The organism is Streptomyces sp. CLCI03, from assembly GCF_053615355.1.
On sequence record NZ_CM132132.1, the window covers coordinates 1194518 to 1208712 of the forward strand.

Genomic DNA, 14195 nt, shown 5'->3' on the forward strand with positions numbered 1-14195 from the left:
GTGTGTTCCGTTTCCTGTTCTGGTGCGGGGCGCGGGGGCGTGCCGGGGCACGCCTCGTCGGCGCACGGCGCGCGAAGGGCGGGGCGGTGGGGTGGAGGAGGCACGGGCGCCCCGGGCGAGCCGGGGCGCCCGTTCAGCGGTGGTCGGCCTCGGCGAGGGCGGTGCGCAGGAGCGCGGCGGCCCCGGTGCTGTGCGGCGGCCGCATCAGCCCGTAGTGGTCGGTGGCGGCGTCCTGGCGGGTGAAGCCGGCCTCGGCCCGGTCCGCCCATCGGTCGGCGGCGTGCTCCTGGGCGCCGGTCGTGCTCTGGAGGAACAGGACCGGGCAGGGGGCGGCCGGGGGCTCGTACGCGGCGGCGGCGCGGAGGCCGGTGCGGAAGACCGCGTAGTGCCGGGCGAGGTCCCGCGGGTCCAGGCCGGGGGCGAAGCCCTCGCGTTCCACCTGCTCGGCGAGGACGGCGAGCCGGGTGGGGGTGTCGGTGACGCTCCGCAGGGCGCTGCGCAGCGCGGACCGGCTCTCGTCGGTGGGGTCGAAGCCGGCGGAGCGGGCCAGGTCCTCGTGGAACCACTCCAGCAGTTCGTTCTCGTCGTCGGGGACGTGGCCGGGCTCCGGATAGCCGGTGTCCAGCAGCGCCAGGGTCGCCACCCGCGCTCCGGCGGCGTGCAGTTGGACGGCCATCTCGTAGGCGAGGAGCCCGCCGAAGGACCAGCCGGCCAGGTGGTAGGGGCCGGTGGGACGGATCCGGCGCAGGGCCTCCACATGGGCGGCTGCCAGTTCCTCGACCGTGGCGTCGGACGTCGGGGCGGGCGTGGCGTCGGACGCCTGGTCGGAGTCGGTCAGGCCGGGTGCGGTCAGCCCGAACACCGGTCGATCGGGACCCAGTTCTGCGGCCAGGGCGCGGTAGCAGAAGACGTTCCCGCCGATCGGGTGGACGAGGAGGAGCGGGTCGAGCGTGCCCTCGGTCCGCAGGCGGACCACCGGGTCCGGGACCGCCTCGACGTGGCGGCCGCGCAGCAAGGCGGCCTGCCGGGCGACGGTCGGGTGCTCCAGGACGGCCGAGACGCCGAGGCGTTCGCCGAAGGCCTGGTTGATCCGGCCGATCAGGCGCAGGGCGTCGATGGAGTGCCCGCCGGCCTCGAAGAAGTCGTCGTGGACGCCGACCGGGCCGGTGGTCAGCAGTCCCTCCCAGATCTCGGCGAGGCGGGCTTCGAGGGCGTCGCGGGGCGGGGTCGGTTCGACACCGCCGCGCAGGTCGGTCGGGTCCGGGTCGGGCAGGGCGGCGCGGTCCAGTTTGCCGTTGGCGGTCAGCGGGAGGGCCGTCAGGCACACCCAGGCGGAGGGGACCATGTACTCGGGGAGCCGCTCCCGGGCGTGCCGGGCCAGTTCGGCCGGCTCGGGGGCGGAGGCGGAATCGGAGGCGGCGGCGTCCAGGCCGGGCGCGTCGGGGACGTAGTAGCCGACGAGGCGTTCGCCTCGGGGCAGGACCGCGCAGTCGCGCACGCCGGGGTGTTCGGCGAGGACGGCCTCGATCTCCCCCGGCTCGACGCGGAAGCCGCGGATCTTGAGCTGGTGGTCGGTGCGACCCGCGTACTCCAGGGCTCCGTCGGGGCGGTGCCGGGCCAGGTCACCGGTCCGGTACAGGCGGCGGGTGACGCCGTCGGAGCCGGTGTGCTCGATGAACCGCTCGGCGGTCAGCTCGGGGCGTCCGTGGTAGCCGTCGGCGAGGCCGATGCCTTCGAGGAAGAGCTCCCCGGTGACGCCGAGGGGGACCTCGGCCAGACGCCGGTCCAGGACGTGGGTGCGCATGTTGGCGATGGGCCGGCCGATGGGCACGGTGTCGCCGCCGTCCGGCCGGCACTGCCAGTACGTGACGTCGACGGCCGCCTCGGTGGGCCCGTAGAGGTTGTGCAGTTCGACGCCGGGCAGCCGCTCGAAGAACCTGCGCTGGACCTCGTACGGCAGGGCCTCGCCGCTGCAGACCACCCGGGTGAGGCCGACCGAGCCGGCCACGGCAGCGGGATCGTCGAGGAACACGCTGAGCATCGACGGGACGAAGTGCACCGTGGTGACGGCCTCGTCGTGGATCAGGCCGGCGAGGTAGCCGGGGTCTCGCTGGCCGCCCGGGCGGGCGAGGACCAGGGTGGCGCCGGTCAGCAGGGGCCAGAACAGCTCCCACACGGAGACGTCGAAGGTGTACGGCGTCTTGTGCAGCACGCGCTCCCCCGGGGTCAGCGCGTACTCGTCCTGCATCCACAGCAGCCGGTTGGCGATGGCGCCGTGGGAGACGACGACTCCCTTGGGCTTGCCGGTGGATCCCGAGGTGAAGATCATGTACGCCGGGTCGGCCGGCTCGGGCGCCCGGGCGGGACGCGCGGGACCCGCGGTGCCCACGGTGCCCGTCGCGGCCTCGTCCGGCCGCAGGACGGTGACCCCGGAACCCTCCAGCCGCTCCGCCCACGCGCCCTCGGTGACCACCAGGCCGATACCGGACTCGGCCAGCAGTGACCGTACGCGCGGCGCCGGGTGCTCCGGGTCCAGCGGGACGTAGGCGGCGCCGGACTTGAGGACGGCGAGGAGGACGACGGGCAGCGCCAGGGAGCGTTCCAGCAGCAGGCCGACGAAGGTGCCGGGGCCCGCGCCGTGTTCCCGCAGCGCCGCGCACAGCCGCTCGGCCTCGATGTCGAGGGCGCGGTAGGTCAGCTCCGCGCCCTCGAAGCGGACGGCCGGGGCGTCGGGCGTCAGGTCCCGCTGCTCGTCGATGAGCCGGGTCAGGACGTGCGGCCGCGGATACTCGACGGCGGTCCGGTTCCACTCGGCGTAGCGGCGGTGTTCCACCTCCGGCAGCAGGTCGGCGGCGGTGCAGTCACGGTCCGGGGACTCGGCGAGGTCGCGCAGGGCGGCCGTGTAGGACGCGTGCGCGCTCGCCATCTGCTCCTCGGAGAACTGGGCCGCGTCGAAGCGCAGTCCGAGTTCCAGCAGGGAGCCGTCGGGGCTGCGGGAGAACTCCGCGCCGAAGGCGAAGTCGGTGCCGGCCTCTCCGATCTCCTCCAGCACGGTGAACGCGCCGTCGGCCGGACCGTCCCGCTCCACGTGGAAGTGGGTGTAGTTGAAGAAGGTCTCGAAGAGCGGGCCGCCCCCGGACAGGCGCTGGATCTCGGCGAGCGGGAAGCGGCGGTGCGTGTGCAGTTCCGCCTCGACGGCGGCGATGCGCGCGACGAGGCCGCGCCAGCTGAGCCCGGTGACGTCGACGCTCAGCGGCAGGGTGTTCAGGAAGACGCCGACGACCTTGTCACCGTCGGTCTCCTCGGCGCGGCCGTTGTGGACCACCCCGGTGGTGACCGCGTCGCCGCCGCCCAGCAGGGCCATGGCCCTGAAGTGGGCGGCGAGCAGGACGGTGCGCAGCGGTACCCCGCATGCGGCGGCCAGGGCGGTGAGCCGGGCGTGCAGCCCTTCGGGCAGGGGCGCGAGGTACCAGGACATGCGGGCGGGTCCGCCGGTCGGCGCCGGGCGGGGCAGCCGGGTCGCGGGCGCGTCGGCGACCTTGCCGGTCCAGAAGGCGTGCTGCCCGGGGTCGGCCAGCGCGGCCCGTTCGAGGGCGACGAAGGAGGCGAACCGGGAGCGGGGGCCCGCCTGCGGGGAGGGGCCGTCCGCGGGGGTACGGGCGGCGAGCGCCTCGGTGTAGCAGGAGGCCAGTTCGGTGAGGAGCGAACGTTCGCTCCAGCCGTCGAGGACGGCGTGGTGCTCGGCGACGAACAGTTGGAGCCGGGTGTCGGAGAGCCGCTGGACGTGGAAGCGGATCAGCGGGGGCCGGTCCCAGGTGAACGGCCTGTCGCGTTCGGCGGCGTAGCGGGCGGCGACCGCGGTCCGCTGTGCGTCGGCGTCGAGCCCGTACAGGTCCTCGAAGGTGATCTCCGGGCGGGCGCCCCGGTGGACGAGCTGGAGGGGCGCGGTGAATCCGTGCGGGTCGAAGGAGGTGCGCAGCATCTCGTGCCGGGCCGCGAGGACGTCGACGGTGGTCCGCCAGGCGTCCTCGGAGAAGGGCGCCTCGATCAGGTAGGAGGCCACGTTGTGGTAGACGCGTCCACCGGCCGACGGCAGGTCGCTGTGGTAGAGCATGCCGGCCTGGAGCCGGGTCATCGGGTAGGCGTCCTCCAGACCTTCGGGCAGGGCGGCGCGGTCCTCGGGGGTCAGGAGCGAGAACGGCTCGTACGGGGCAACGGCTGCGGCCGGGGCCCGGTGCAGCGGGGTGACGTGCGGGGCGAGGGCGCGGGCCGTCGAGGAGCTCATGAGGTCGGTGACGGTGAGGTCGAGGCCTCGTTCGCGGATCCGGGCGAGCACCTGGAGGGAGCGGATGGAGTCCCCGCCGAGGGCGAACCAGTTGTCCAGGGCGCCGACCCGTTCGTGTCCGAGGACCTGGGCGAAGACCTCGGTGAGCGCGGTCTCGACCGGCCCCCGGGGTGCCTCGTAGCCGGCGGTGGGGGTGCGGGCGGCCGAGCCGGGGGCGGGCAGCCGGCGCCGGTCGGTCTTGCCGTTGGCGGTCAGCGGGAAGGCGGGCAGGGTGACGAACGCGCCGGGGATCATGTAGCCGGGCAGCCGCCGCGCGAGGTGCTCGCGCATGTCCTCGACGGTGGGGCCCGCCCCGTCCTCGGCGCCGGTCACGGCCAGGTAGCCGACCAGGACGTCGCTGCCCGCGGGATCCGGTGCGACGAGCGCGACGGCGGCGTCGACGAGGGGGTGGGCGGCCAGGGCGGCCTCGACCTCGCCGAGTTCTATCCGGAAGCCGCGCAGTTTGACCTGGTGGTCGATGCGGCCGAGGTACTCCAGGTCCCCGTCGGGCAAGGCCCGCGCCAGGTCGCCGGTGCGGTACAGCCGCGCGCCGCCGAGGTGCCCGGCGGGTGCGTCGGCGACACCGTCGCCGAGGCCGGTGGGGAAGCGCTCGGCGGTGAGTTCGGGCCGGCGCAGGTAGCCGCGGGCCAGGCCCGCCCCGGCGACGTACAGCTCCCCGACGGCGCCGCGCGGGACGCTGCGGCCGCGCGCGTCGAGCAGGTGCAGGCGCAGGTCGGGGATGGGCACGCCGATGACGCTGCCGCGGCCCTCCTCGGCGTCGCGGGCGGTCAGCGGCCGGTAGGTGACGTGCACGGTCGTCTCGGTGATGCCGTACATGTTGACCAGGCGGGGTGCGGTGTCGCCGTGCCGGGCGAACCACCCGGCGAGGGCGGCGACGTCGAGGGCCTCACCGCCGAAGACGACGTGGCGCAGGGCGAGCCCGGAGGGGGCCGGGGCGGCGGTGCGGTGGTGTTCCTCGTCGGCCCGGGCCAGCTGGTAGAAGGCGGAGGGGGTCTGGTTGAGGACGGTGACCCGCTCTTCGCGCAGCAGCCGGTGGAACTCCTCGGGCGAGCGGCTGGTCCCGTACGGGACCACGACGAGGCGGCCGCCGTGGGCGAGAGCGCCCCACAGCTCCCAGACGGAGAAGTCGAAGGCGATGGAGTGGAAGAGGGTCCACACGTCCTCGGGGCCGAAGCCGAACCAGTGGTCGGTGGCGGAGAACAGCCGGGTGACGTTGGCGTGGGGCACCAGGGTGCCCTTGGGGAGCCCGGTGGAGCCGGAGGTGTAGATGACGTAGGCCAGGTGGTCCGGGGTCACGCCGGTGTCGGGGGCGGTGTCCGGTTCGGCGGCCAGGAGCGGGGCGTCGGCGAGCAGGTCGACGGAGGCCAGGCCGGGGGCGTCCCACAGGGCCCGGGTGTCGGTGGTGCCGACGACGTGCTCCAGGCGGGCGTCCTGGACGATGTGGCGCAGCCGCTCGGGCGGGTTGTCGGGGTCGAGCGGCAGGTAGGCGCCGCCGGCCTTGAGGATGCCGAGCAGGGCGACGACGAGGTCGGTGGAGCGGGGCAGGCACAGTCCGACGAGGGTGTCGGGTCCGACGCCGAGGGCGCGCAGCCGGTGCGCGAGTCGGTTGGCGCGGGTGTCGAGCTCGCGGTAGGTGAGGGACGTGCCCTCGTGGACGAGGGCGACCGCGTCGGGGGTGCGGGCGGCGTGTCCGGCGAAGATCTCGTGGACGCACGCCGGCTCGTCGGGGGTGTGCGGGAGGCCGGCGGGGGCCGGGAGCGGCGAACCGATGCCGGTCCGCTCGTCGGCCGACAGCATCGGAAGTCCGCTGAGGGGCAGTTCGGGATGCTCGGTGACGACGTCCAGGAGGCGGGCGAAGTGTCGGCCGAACTGCCGGACGGTGGCGGCCTCGAACAGGTCGGCCCGGTACTCCAGCCGGCAGCTCAGCGCACCGCCGCTGCGTACGACGTCGAAGGTCAGGTCGAACTTGGCGGTCCCGGCGGGGCCTTCGAGCAGCGTGGCCTTCGGGCCGGGCAGGCCGCCGGTCATGCCGTCCTCGTCGTGCAGGCCGAACATGACCCGGAAGGGGGACGCCTCCTCGCCGGTGCGTCCGGGGGCGATCCGGTCGACGACGCGTTCGAAGGGCAGGTCCTGGTGGTCCTGGGCGTCGAGCACGGTGTCCCGTACGCGCTCCAGGTGGGTCCGGAAGGCGGGGTCGTCGGACAGGTCGGCGCGGATCACCAGCGTGTTGACGAACAGGCCGACGGTGTCCTGGAACTCCTTGCGGCCCCGGCCCGCCACCGGCGTCCCGACCAGGACGTCGTCGGTGCCCGTGTAGCGGCCCAGCACGATCTGGAAGGCCGCCAGCATCAGCGTGTAGGGGGTGCTGCGGGTGTCACGGCACAGGCGCTCCATCCGGGCGAGCACCGGGGCCGGTACCTCGAAGGAGTGCAGCGCCGCCGCGCCTCGGGCCGGGCCGGCGGCGGGCCGGCCGTCGCGGGGCAGGGGCGCGTCGGGCAGCTCGCCGCCCAGCTGCTTCTCCCAGTAGCCGAGCTGGCGCCGGGCGGTGGGTCCTCGCAGCCATTCCTCCTGCCAGTCGGAGAAGTCGGCGTACTGGTAGTCCGGGGCCCGCAGGACCTCCGCGGCCGCGTCGGATCCGTCGCCGTGTCGGGCGTACGCGGTGAGGAGCTCGCGGGCGAGGATCCCGACGGACCAGCCGTCGGCGACGATGTGGTGCATGGCGAGCGCGAGGACCGCGCCCTCGGGGGTGTGCAGCAGGGCCGCCCGGAAGAGCGGTCCGGACTCCAGGTCGAACGGCCGGTGGTGTTCGGCGGCCATCCACTCCTCGATGTCCTGGGGTCCGCGGGCCGCGGCGGAGGACCAGACGAGCGCGGCCTCGGTGTCGATGTGCTGCCACAGCTCGCCGTCCCGCAGGACGAACCGGGTGCGCAGCGCCTCGTGCCGGTCGACCAGACCCTGGGCGCAGGTGCGGAGCGCTGCCTCGTCCACCGGGCCTTCGAGGCCGTAGAAGACGGGCATGTGGTAGGTCGGCCTGCCCTCCTCCAGCTGCTGGAGGAAGTACATCCGCTGCTGCGCTCCGGACGCGCGGAACGCGCTGAACGACGGCTCCGCAGGGCGTTCGATCGGATCGTGACTGGCCAAGACAACTCCCTCGGCGCCGCACCGGTGACCGGCCCGCGACGCATGCTCCGCTTGCTTGCCCGTCCAGCCTAGGAACGGCATCGATTCGGGTGAAGTCGCCTGTTTCCGGTCCCCTGTTCACGTGACAGGAGCTGTGGACGACCTGGGTGAGTACCGGCCGAAGGCCGTGTTCCGGCAGCGTTCGGGGACCCCGGGGCGGGAGACTGCCGGCACGGACCGAACCGAGATCGCCACAGGAGGCGCCATGCCCTTCATCACCGTCGGCCAGGAGAACAGCACCGACATCGACCTCTACTACGAGGACCACGGCAGCGGGCAGCCCGTGGTCCTCATCCACGGCTATCCGCTGGACGGGCACTCCTGGGAGAAGCAGCTTCCCGCCCTGCTCGACGCCGGCCACCGCGTCATCACCTACGACCGGCGCGGCTTCGGGCAGTCCTCCCAGCCCACCACCGGCTACGACTACGACACCTTCACCGACGACCTGCACACGCTGATGGAGACCCTCGACCTCACCGACACGATCCTCGTCGGCTTCTCCATGGGCACCGGCGAGGTCGGCCACTACCTCGGCACCCGCGGTTCCGGACGCGTGGCCAAGGCCGCCTTCCTCGCCGGCCTGGAGCCCTACCTCCTCAAGACCGACGACAACCCCACCGGCGTCGACGGCAGTATCTTCGAGGGCATCCTCGCCGCCGTCACGAAGGACCGCTACGCCTACTTCACCGACTTCTACCAGGCCTTCTACAACCTCGACGAGAATCTCGGCACCCGCATCAGCGAGGAGGTCGTGCGCGCGAGCTGGGCCACCGCCGCCGGCGCGTCCGCGTACGCCTCCCGCGCCGCCGTCCTCACCTGGACCACCGACTTCCGGGCCGACATCCCCAAGATCGACGTACCCACCCTGATCCTCCACGGCACCGCGGACCGGATCCTCCCGATCGGCGCCACCGCGGAGCCCTTCCACAAGGCCCTCCCGCACGCCGACTACGTGGTCCTCGATGGCGCCCCGCACGGCCTCCTGTGGACCCACGCCGAAGAGGTCAACGACGCCCTCCTCGCCTTCATCGGGGGATAGCGCCGGGGCACGACCGTCCCCCTCGCCCCGGACTCCGCGACCGGCACCGCCGCGGAGTCCGGAGCGAGGGCGTCCCTTGCGGACCTTGCCCACCCCCGGAAGGGTGATCGCGAGCAGGGTTCTTCGGCATCGCGCCCTGCCGTACTGTCCAGCGCATGCTGATCGTCAAAGTCGTACTCGTTCTCCTCGGCGGCGTCTGCTTCTATCTCGCCTACATGTACGTCTCCACCGTGCCCGGTGAACGCGCCAAGGCTCGCAGGCTCCGGGGCCTGGAGGACGCCGGCATAGCGGCCGAGGCACTCATCGTGTCTCTGAGGCCGTTCGAAGGTGACACCCGCGCCGATGCCGTGTTCGAGCTCGCGATGCCGGGTGGTGAGACCGTCCGGGAGAAGAAGTACGTGCGCCTCACCCCTGAGATGGCGGTGGGCGTCGCCTATCCGATCGTCCGCCACAGTCGGTTCCCGGACCGATTCGAGGTCGGCGTCAAGGAGGACGTGTCCCGCTCACGCCTGCACCACGAGCGCATGCCGAGATGGCTGTGGCGGAGCACGATCATTGCACTCGTGCTCGGCGTGGCCCTGGCCCTGACCGGCATCTTCATCTAGAGGCGAGGGACTTGCCCGGCGCGGCCGACCGGGCGAGCGACCCGGCGAAGGTTCCCGGTCGCAGCACCGACCACCACCGAGCCTGATGCAAGAAATTTGCTTTAAGCTGGCCGCATGAGCCGAAAAGCGATGGTCCGCCCGGGAGGCCGCAGCGCGCGGGTCCAGGAGGCGGTCCACACCGCCGTGCGCGAACTGCAGGCCGAGCTGGGGCGGCCGGAGCTGACGATCCCGCTGGTCGCGGCGCGGGCGGGCGTCACCCCGTCGACGATCTACCGTCGCTGGGGCGACCTGCAGGAACTGCTCTCGGACGTGGCGGTCGAGCACCTGCGCCCGGAGGCTCCGCCGGCGGACCACGGGAACCTGACGGCCGACCTGCGGGGCTGGGCCGAGCAGTTCCTGGAGGAGATGGCCTCCCCCACGGGACGCGCGTACATCCGTGACGCGCTGCTGGGGGATCCCGCCGGCGACAACGCGGGACAGTGTTCGGCGTACGCGGCGGAGCAGGTCGCCGTCGTCCTCGCGCGCGCCGCGGCGCGCGGCGAGGACGTCCCCGACGTCGAGACGGTGCTCGACCGGGTCGTGGCGCCGATGATGTACCGCATCCTGTTCCGCCCCGACGGTCTCACCGACGCGTACGCGCGGCGCCTGGTCCGCGAGGCCGTGGAGGGCTTCGGCGCCTCCGACTGACCCGACCCGGGGCGCACGGTGTCGCTGGTCAGCGGCCCGCGGGTACGGCGGCCACGGGTTCGAGCCGGTAGCCGTCCCCCTCGGCGACGACGCGGCCGGCGGTCGGCGCGGGGAAGTGCGTGCCGAGGAGCAGGGCGCCGGTGTCGGCGAGCCGGGCGAGCAACGCGCGCCGCGTGGCCTCGGCCCGTACGGGGTCGATGTCCACGCAGCTGCCGATCTCCGGACGCGCCAGCTGCACGGGGTGGTGGACGGCGTCCCCGGTGACGAGGGCGGTCGCGCCGGCGCTGCTCACCTGTACGGCGACCTGACCCGGGGTGTGCCCCGGCGTGGGCAGCAGGCGCAGCCCGTCGGCCACGTCGACGCCTTCGGCCGGTACGTCGACCAGGTCGAGCAGACCCGCCTCCTCGACCGGCACGACGGAGTCGCGGAACATGCCGCGCCGCGCCTCGTCCATGTCGTAGGCGGCCCAGAACGCGTGCTCCACCCTCGACGTCAGGTAGCGGGCGTTCGGGAAGGTCGGCACCCACGCGCCGTCGGCCTTCCGGGTGTTCCATCCGACGTGGTCGGTGTGCAGATGGGTGAGGACCACCAGGTCGACGCTCTCGGGGGTGAATCCGATGTCGGCGAGGCGGTCGAGGTAGTCGGTGCGCATGTCGTGCCAGGCCGGGTCGGCCCTCGTCTTGCCGTTGCCGATGCCGGTGTCCACGAGGACCCGCAGACCGTTCACGACCAGCGCGAAGCTGTGGCTGTCGAGGTGCAGGGCACCGTCCGGGCCGGCGAATTCGGGGCGCAGCCAGTCGTGTCGGGCGACCAGCTCCGGGGTGGCGGCCGGCAGCAGCCACGGCCCGGTCGCGGGCGGCAGCGCCACCTCGTCGACCCGGTGGACCGTGATCTCCCCGACGGGCCAGTGGGCGGCGGCCCGGGACGGGGTCGAGGCCGGCTCGGTGAACTGTGCGGTGCGCATGCGCGTGTTCCTTCGTCTGCAGTGGACCGACCAACAGCAAAAGCGATTCATTCGCTTTAAGCGACCGTAGGCCCTACGGTGGACTAACGCAAGACGTTAGCTTTAAGGCGTCGGCGATCATTCCACCGTCCCTCGGAAGGAAGGCAGCACATGTCCGCCCCGGACCTCGATCCACACCTCACTCCGCCTCCGGTCACACCGTCAGGACTTCCACCGGCGCAGGACCTCCAGGCGGACGTCGCGGCCGCCGCCGACCATGTCCACGCCGTCGTATCGCTCCTGCGGGAGCTGGACTTCGGCGAGACACCGCCCTCCGCGGTGTACCGGGCGGGAGGGGGGCGGCACGATGCGGCCGTATGAACTGACCGTGGCCGAAGCGGCCGAGGCCGTACGCACCCGCCGGCTCTCGCCGGTGGAACTGGTGGACTCCGCACTGGAGCGCATCGCGCGGGTGGAACCGCACCTGAACGCCTTCACCACCGTCACGGCCGACCGTGCGCGCGACGCGGCCCGCCGGGCGGAGACCGAGATCGCCCGCGGCACGCACCGGGGGCCCCTGCACGCCGTACCCGTGGGCCTGAAGGACCTCATCGACGTGGCCGGACTGGCGACCACGGCGAGCTCCCGGGTCCGGGCCGGCCATCGCGCGCGGAGCGACAGCACCGTCACGGCGCGGCTCGCCTCGGCCGGAGCGGCCCTGGTGGGCAAGACCCACACCCACGAGTTCGCCTACGGGCTGACCACCCCTCAGACGGCCAACGCCTGGCACCCGGACCGGGTGGCCGGCGGCTCCAGCGGCGGGTCGGCCGTGGCCGTCGCCGCCGGGGGGGCCGCCTTCGCCCTCGGGACCGACACCGGCGGCTCCATCCGGGTGCCCGCCGCCCTGAACGGGGTCGTCGGACTGAAGCCGACGTACGGGCTGGTGCCGCGCCACGGCGTGACCTCGCTGTCCTGGTCGCTCGACCACGTGGGCCCCCTCACCCGCACCGTCCAGGACGCGGGGCTGGTCCTGGCGGCGCTCGCCGGACACGACCCGCGCGACCCGGCGTCCGTCGCGGCCCCGGCCGCGGAGCACCGGCCGGGACCCGACACGGATCCGACAGATCGGTCGGATCCGACGGATCTGAGGGGGCTGCGGGTCGGCGTACCGGGCAACTACTACTTCGACCGGGTGGATCCGGAGGTGGAGGCGGCCGTCCGACGGGCCATCGGGCGGCTGGAGGAGCTCGGCGCCCGGCTCGTCGACGTCGAGATCCCGATGACGCGCTACATCCGGGCGACCCACTGGGGCCTGATGGTGCCGGAGGCCTCCGCCTACCACGAACGGACGCTGCGGACGGTGCCGGACCGGTACGGGGCGGACGTACGGGTCCTCCTGGCGGCGGGTGAACTCATCACCGCGGGCGACCACCTGCGGGCCCAGCGCGCCCGCACCCTCATGGGCCGGGCCTGGCGGGAGATGATGGAAGCGGTCGACCTGATCGCCGCGCCGACCGTGCCGCTCACCGCCGTGGAGTCCGGTCGGACCGACGTGACCTGGGCCGACGGCAGCGTGGAAAGCGTCGCCGACGCGTACGTACGGCTCTCGGCCCCGGCCAACCTCACGGGCGTTCCCGCGCTGACCCTGCCCGTCGGCCTGGACTCGGCGGGGCTGCCGATCGGCATGCAACTGATGGGCAGGCCCTTCGACGAGGCCACGGTGCTGCGCGCGGGCCACGCCTACGAACAGACGCGCACCGCACGGGGGTTGGCCCCGGAACGGGCGTCGTGGCGGGAGCCGTGACGAACGTCGCCGCGGGACCGCCGGGATCGCCGACAGCCGGTGAACCGGCCCGGAAACGGCGGAGTCGAGCCAGTCGCGGGCGGCCGCGGCCGATGCGTCTGGTGGGGGTGAAGGGCTCTATGTAATGTCACACCGCATGATGCTCTTACGCCGTGCGGCGTCGGCCGCTGCCCTTCTCGCCACTGTCGTTCCCCTGGCGGTCGCCTCGCCCGCGCACGCGGCCGACGGTCCGTCCGCCTGCCGCACCTCGCTCTCCGTCCCCCTGGACGCCGAACAGGCGCGACTCTCGGACGCCCGCACCACGGCCCTCGTCGAGCGCGGCGGGCTCGCGGACTTCGTCCGCCGGTTCCCCGCCGCGCTGTGCTCGACCCGCGGCCCCGCCGAGGCCGACCGGCTGGTCGACGCCTGGGGCGAGGCCTTGTGGCAGGCCTCCGTACGGCGGGCCCAGACCCAGCGGCCCGGCGGCGACCTCGCCCCCGGCGACGACCGGCCGCTGTACTGGGCTCGGCTCGGCATGACCGCCGCACTCGCCCGCTGGCAGCCGGAGTTCACCGCCGACCGGGCCGCGCTCCGCGCCCGCTTCGAGGACGCCTCCCGGGGCCTGACGAACAACGCCTTCCGGACCGCGCCGGGCGTACGGCGCGTCTTCATCAGCGGGTTCGACCCCTTCGGGCTCGACGCCGAGATACGCCGCGCCAACCCGTCGGGATCGGCGGCCCTCCAGCTCAACGGGCGACGTGTGACCCTCGCCGACGGCAGCCCGGCCGAGATCCGCGCCGTCGTCCTCCCCGTGCGGTACGCCGACTTCGACGCCGGCATGGTGGAGCGGGCGTTCGCCCCGCGCATGGCCGGCGGCCCCGCCTCCGCCGACATCATCACCACCGTCAGCCAGGGCTACCCCGGCATCTTCACCCTGGAGGACTGGGCGGGGCGGGCACGGTCCGCCGACCCCTACCCCGACAACGTGCGGGCCCTCTCGGGCGGCACCCGCGAACACCCGGTGACCGCCCCCGGCCTCGGTCCGGGCCCGGAGTTCATCCGCACCACGCTCCCCGCGGGCGCCGTCACCGCCGCCGTGCAGAGCCCGTACCCGGTCCTCCTCAACAGCGACGTCACCGAGATCCCGGCGGGCGGCACCACCCCCGTCGACCGGACCGACGGCCCGACCCCGGGCTCACGCGCCGTGGCGGGCGGCGGAGGCGGCTACCTCTCCAACGAGGTGGCCTACCGCTCCAACCGGCTGCGCTCCGAACTCGCCCCGCACCTCCCGGGCGGCCATCTCCACACCCCGGTGCTCACCGGCCTGCCGGCCGACCCCCAGCAGCTGACCGGCACCGAGTTCGAACGCAACGAGAGCGCGATCGCCGCGGAGGTCCGCGCGGTCCTCGAACACGCCGCCGTGCGTCGCTAGGGCCTGCCCCGCCTGCGGTGCGTCCTGCTGCCATGGGGCAGGATGGCAGCCCGTTCCGGATGCGTACACACGCCCGAACGCGGCTTCAGGCACGACGAACTGACAGGTGACAAGGTGACGACACACCCACACCCCATACGACGGCCGGCAGCGCCCGTCGCCACTCCCCCGAGCCGGCGCG

At 73.7% G+C, this 14195-nt stretch carries 8 protein-coding genes; 6 read left to right on the top strand and 2 right to left on the bottom strand.

Annotation, left to right across the window (positions count from 1 at the left end):
• Positions 1-133 precede the first annotated feature (133 nt).
• On the bottom strand, positions 134-7486 hold the full coding sequence (locus tag ACWG52_RS05495) for an amino acid adenylation domain-containing protein (RefSeq protein ID WP_453128001.1): 7353 nt from the start codon (positions 7484-7486) through the stop codon (positions 134-136).
• A gap of 244 nt (positions 7487-7730) precedes the next feature.
• Between ACWG52_RS05495 and ACWG52_RS05500 the strand changes: the two genes are divergently transcribed.
• The 3 genes from ACWG52_RS05500 to ACWG52_RS05510 all read left to right on the top strand — a co-directional run bounded on the left by ACWG52_RS05500 (position 7731) and on the right by ACWG52_RS05510 (position 9856).
• Positions 7731-8564, top strand: coding sequence for an alpha/beta fold hydrolase (locus ACWG52_RS05500; RefSeq protein ID WP_389810301.1), 834 nt, complete (start codon positions 7731-7733; stop codon positions 8562-8564).
• 155 nt (positions 8565-8719) lie between these two features.
• The gene (locus tag ACWG52_RS05505; protein ID WP_389810304.1) at positions 8720-9169 is read left to right on the top strand and encodes a hypothetical protein; all 450 of its coding nucleotides are present in this window, start codon (positions 8720-8722) and stop codon (positions 9167-9169) included.
• A gap of 114 nt (positions 9170-9283) precedes the next feature.
• Positions 9284-9856, top strand: a complete 573-nt coding sequence (locus ACWG52_RS05510; protein WP_389810306.1) for a TetR/AcrR family transcriptional regulator — start codon at positions 9284-9286, stop codon at positions 9854-9856.
• Positions 9857-9884: 28 nt separating this feature from the next.
• Here the strand turns inward: ACWG52_RS05510 and ACWG52_RS05515 are convergent, their stop codons facing one another.
• Positions 9885-10820, bottom strand: a complete 936-nt coding sequence (locus ACWG52_RS05515) for an MBL fold metallo-hydrolase (protein ID WP_453128004.1) — start codon at positions 10818-10820, stop codon at positions 9885-9887.
• 150 nt (positions 10821-10970) lie between these two features.
• On the opposite strand from ACWG52_RS05515, the gene ACWG52_RS05520 reads away from it, so the two are divergent.
• The 3 genes from ACWG52_RS05520 (at position 10971) to ACWG52_RS05530 (ending at position 14014) form a co-directional block, all read left to right on the top strand.
• Positions 10971-11180, top strand: a complete 210-nt coding sequence (locus tag ACWG52_RS05520; RefSeq protein ID WP_389810311.1) for a hypothetical protein — start codon at positions 10971-10973, stop codon at positions 11178-11180.
• Positions 11167-12603 carry an amidase gene (locus tag ACWG52_RS05525; RefSeq protein WP_453128006.1) on the top strand — a complete coding sequence of 479 codons (1437 nt, stop codon included), beginning with the start codon at positions 11167-11169 and terminating at the stop codon, positions 12601-12603. Before ACWG52_RS05520 ends, ACWG52_RS05525 begins: the two co-directional genes overlap by 14 nt.
• 136 nt (positions 12604-12739) lie before the next feature.
• Positions 12740-14014 (top strand): pyroglutamyl peptidase, encoded by a 1275-nt coding sequence (locus ACWG52_RS05530; protein WP_389810317.1) that lies wholly within the window; start codon positions 12740-12742, stop codon positions 14012-14014.
• The last annotated feature ends 181 nt before the right edge of the window (positions 14015-14195 follow it).

What these genes read in the sequence shown, in the direction of transcription:
- ACWG52_RS05500 (WP_389810301.1), top strand. Translation starts at nt 7,731, where the DNA reads ATGCCCTTCATCACCGTCGGCCAGGAGAACAGCACCGACATCGACCTC.
- ACWG52_RS05505 (WP_389810304.1), top strand. Translation starts at nt 8,720, where the DNA reads ATGCTGATCGTCAAAGTCGTACTCGTTCTCCTCGGCGGCGTCTGCTTC.
- ACWG52_RS05510 (WP_389810306.1), top strand. Translation starts at nt 9,284, where the DNA reads ATGAGCCGAAAAGCGATGGTCCGCCCGGGAGGCCGCAGCGCGCGGGTC.
- ACWG52_RS05515 (WP_453128004.1), bottom strand. Translation starts at nt 10,820, where the DNA reads ATGCGCACCGCACAGTTCACCGAGCCGGCCTCGACCCCGTCCCGGGCC.
- ACWG52_RS05520 (WP_389810311.1), top strand. Translation starts at nt 10,971, where the DNA reads ATGTCCGCCCCGGACCTCGATCCACACCTCACTCCGCCTCCGGTCACA.
- ACWG52_RS05525 (WP_453128006.1), top strand. Translation starts at nt 11,167, where the DNA reads ATGCGGCCGTATGAACTGACCGTGGCCGAAGCGGCCGAGGCCGTACGC.
- ACWG52_RS05530 (WP_389810317.1), top strand. Translation starts at nt 12,740, where the DNA reads ATGATGCTCTTACGCCGTGCGGCGTCGGCCGCTGCCCTTCTCGCCACT.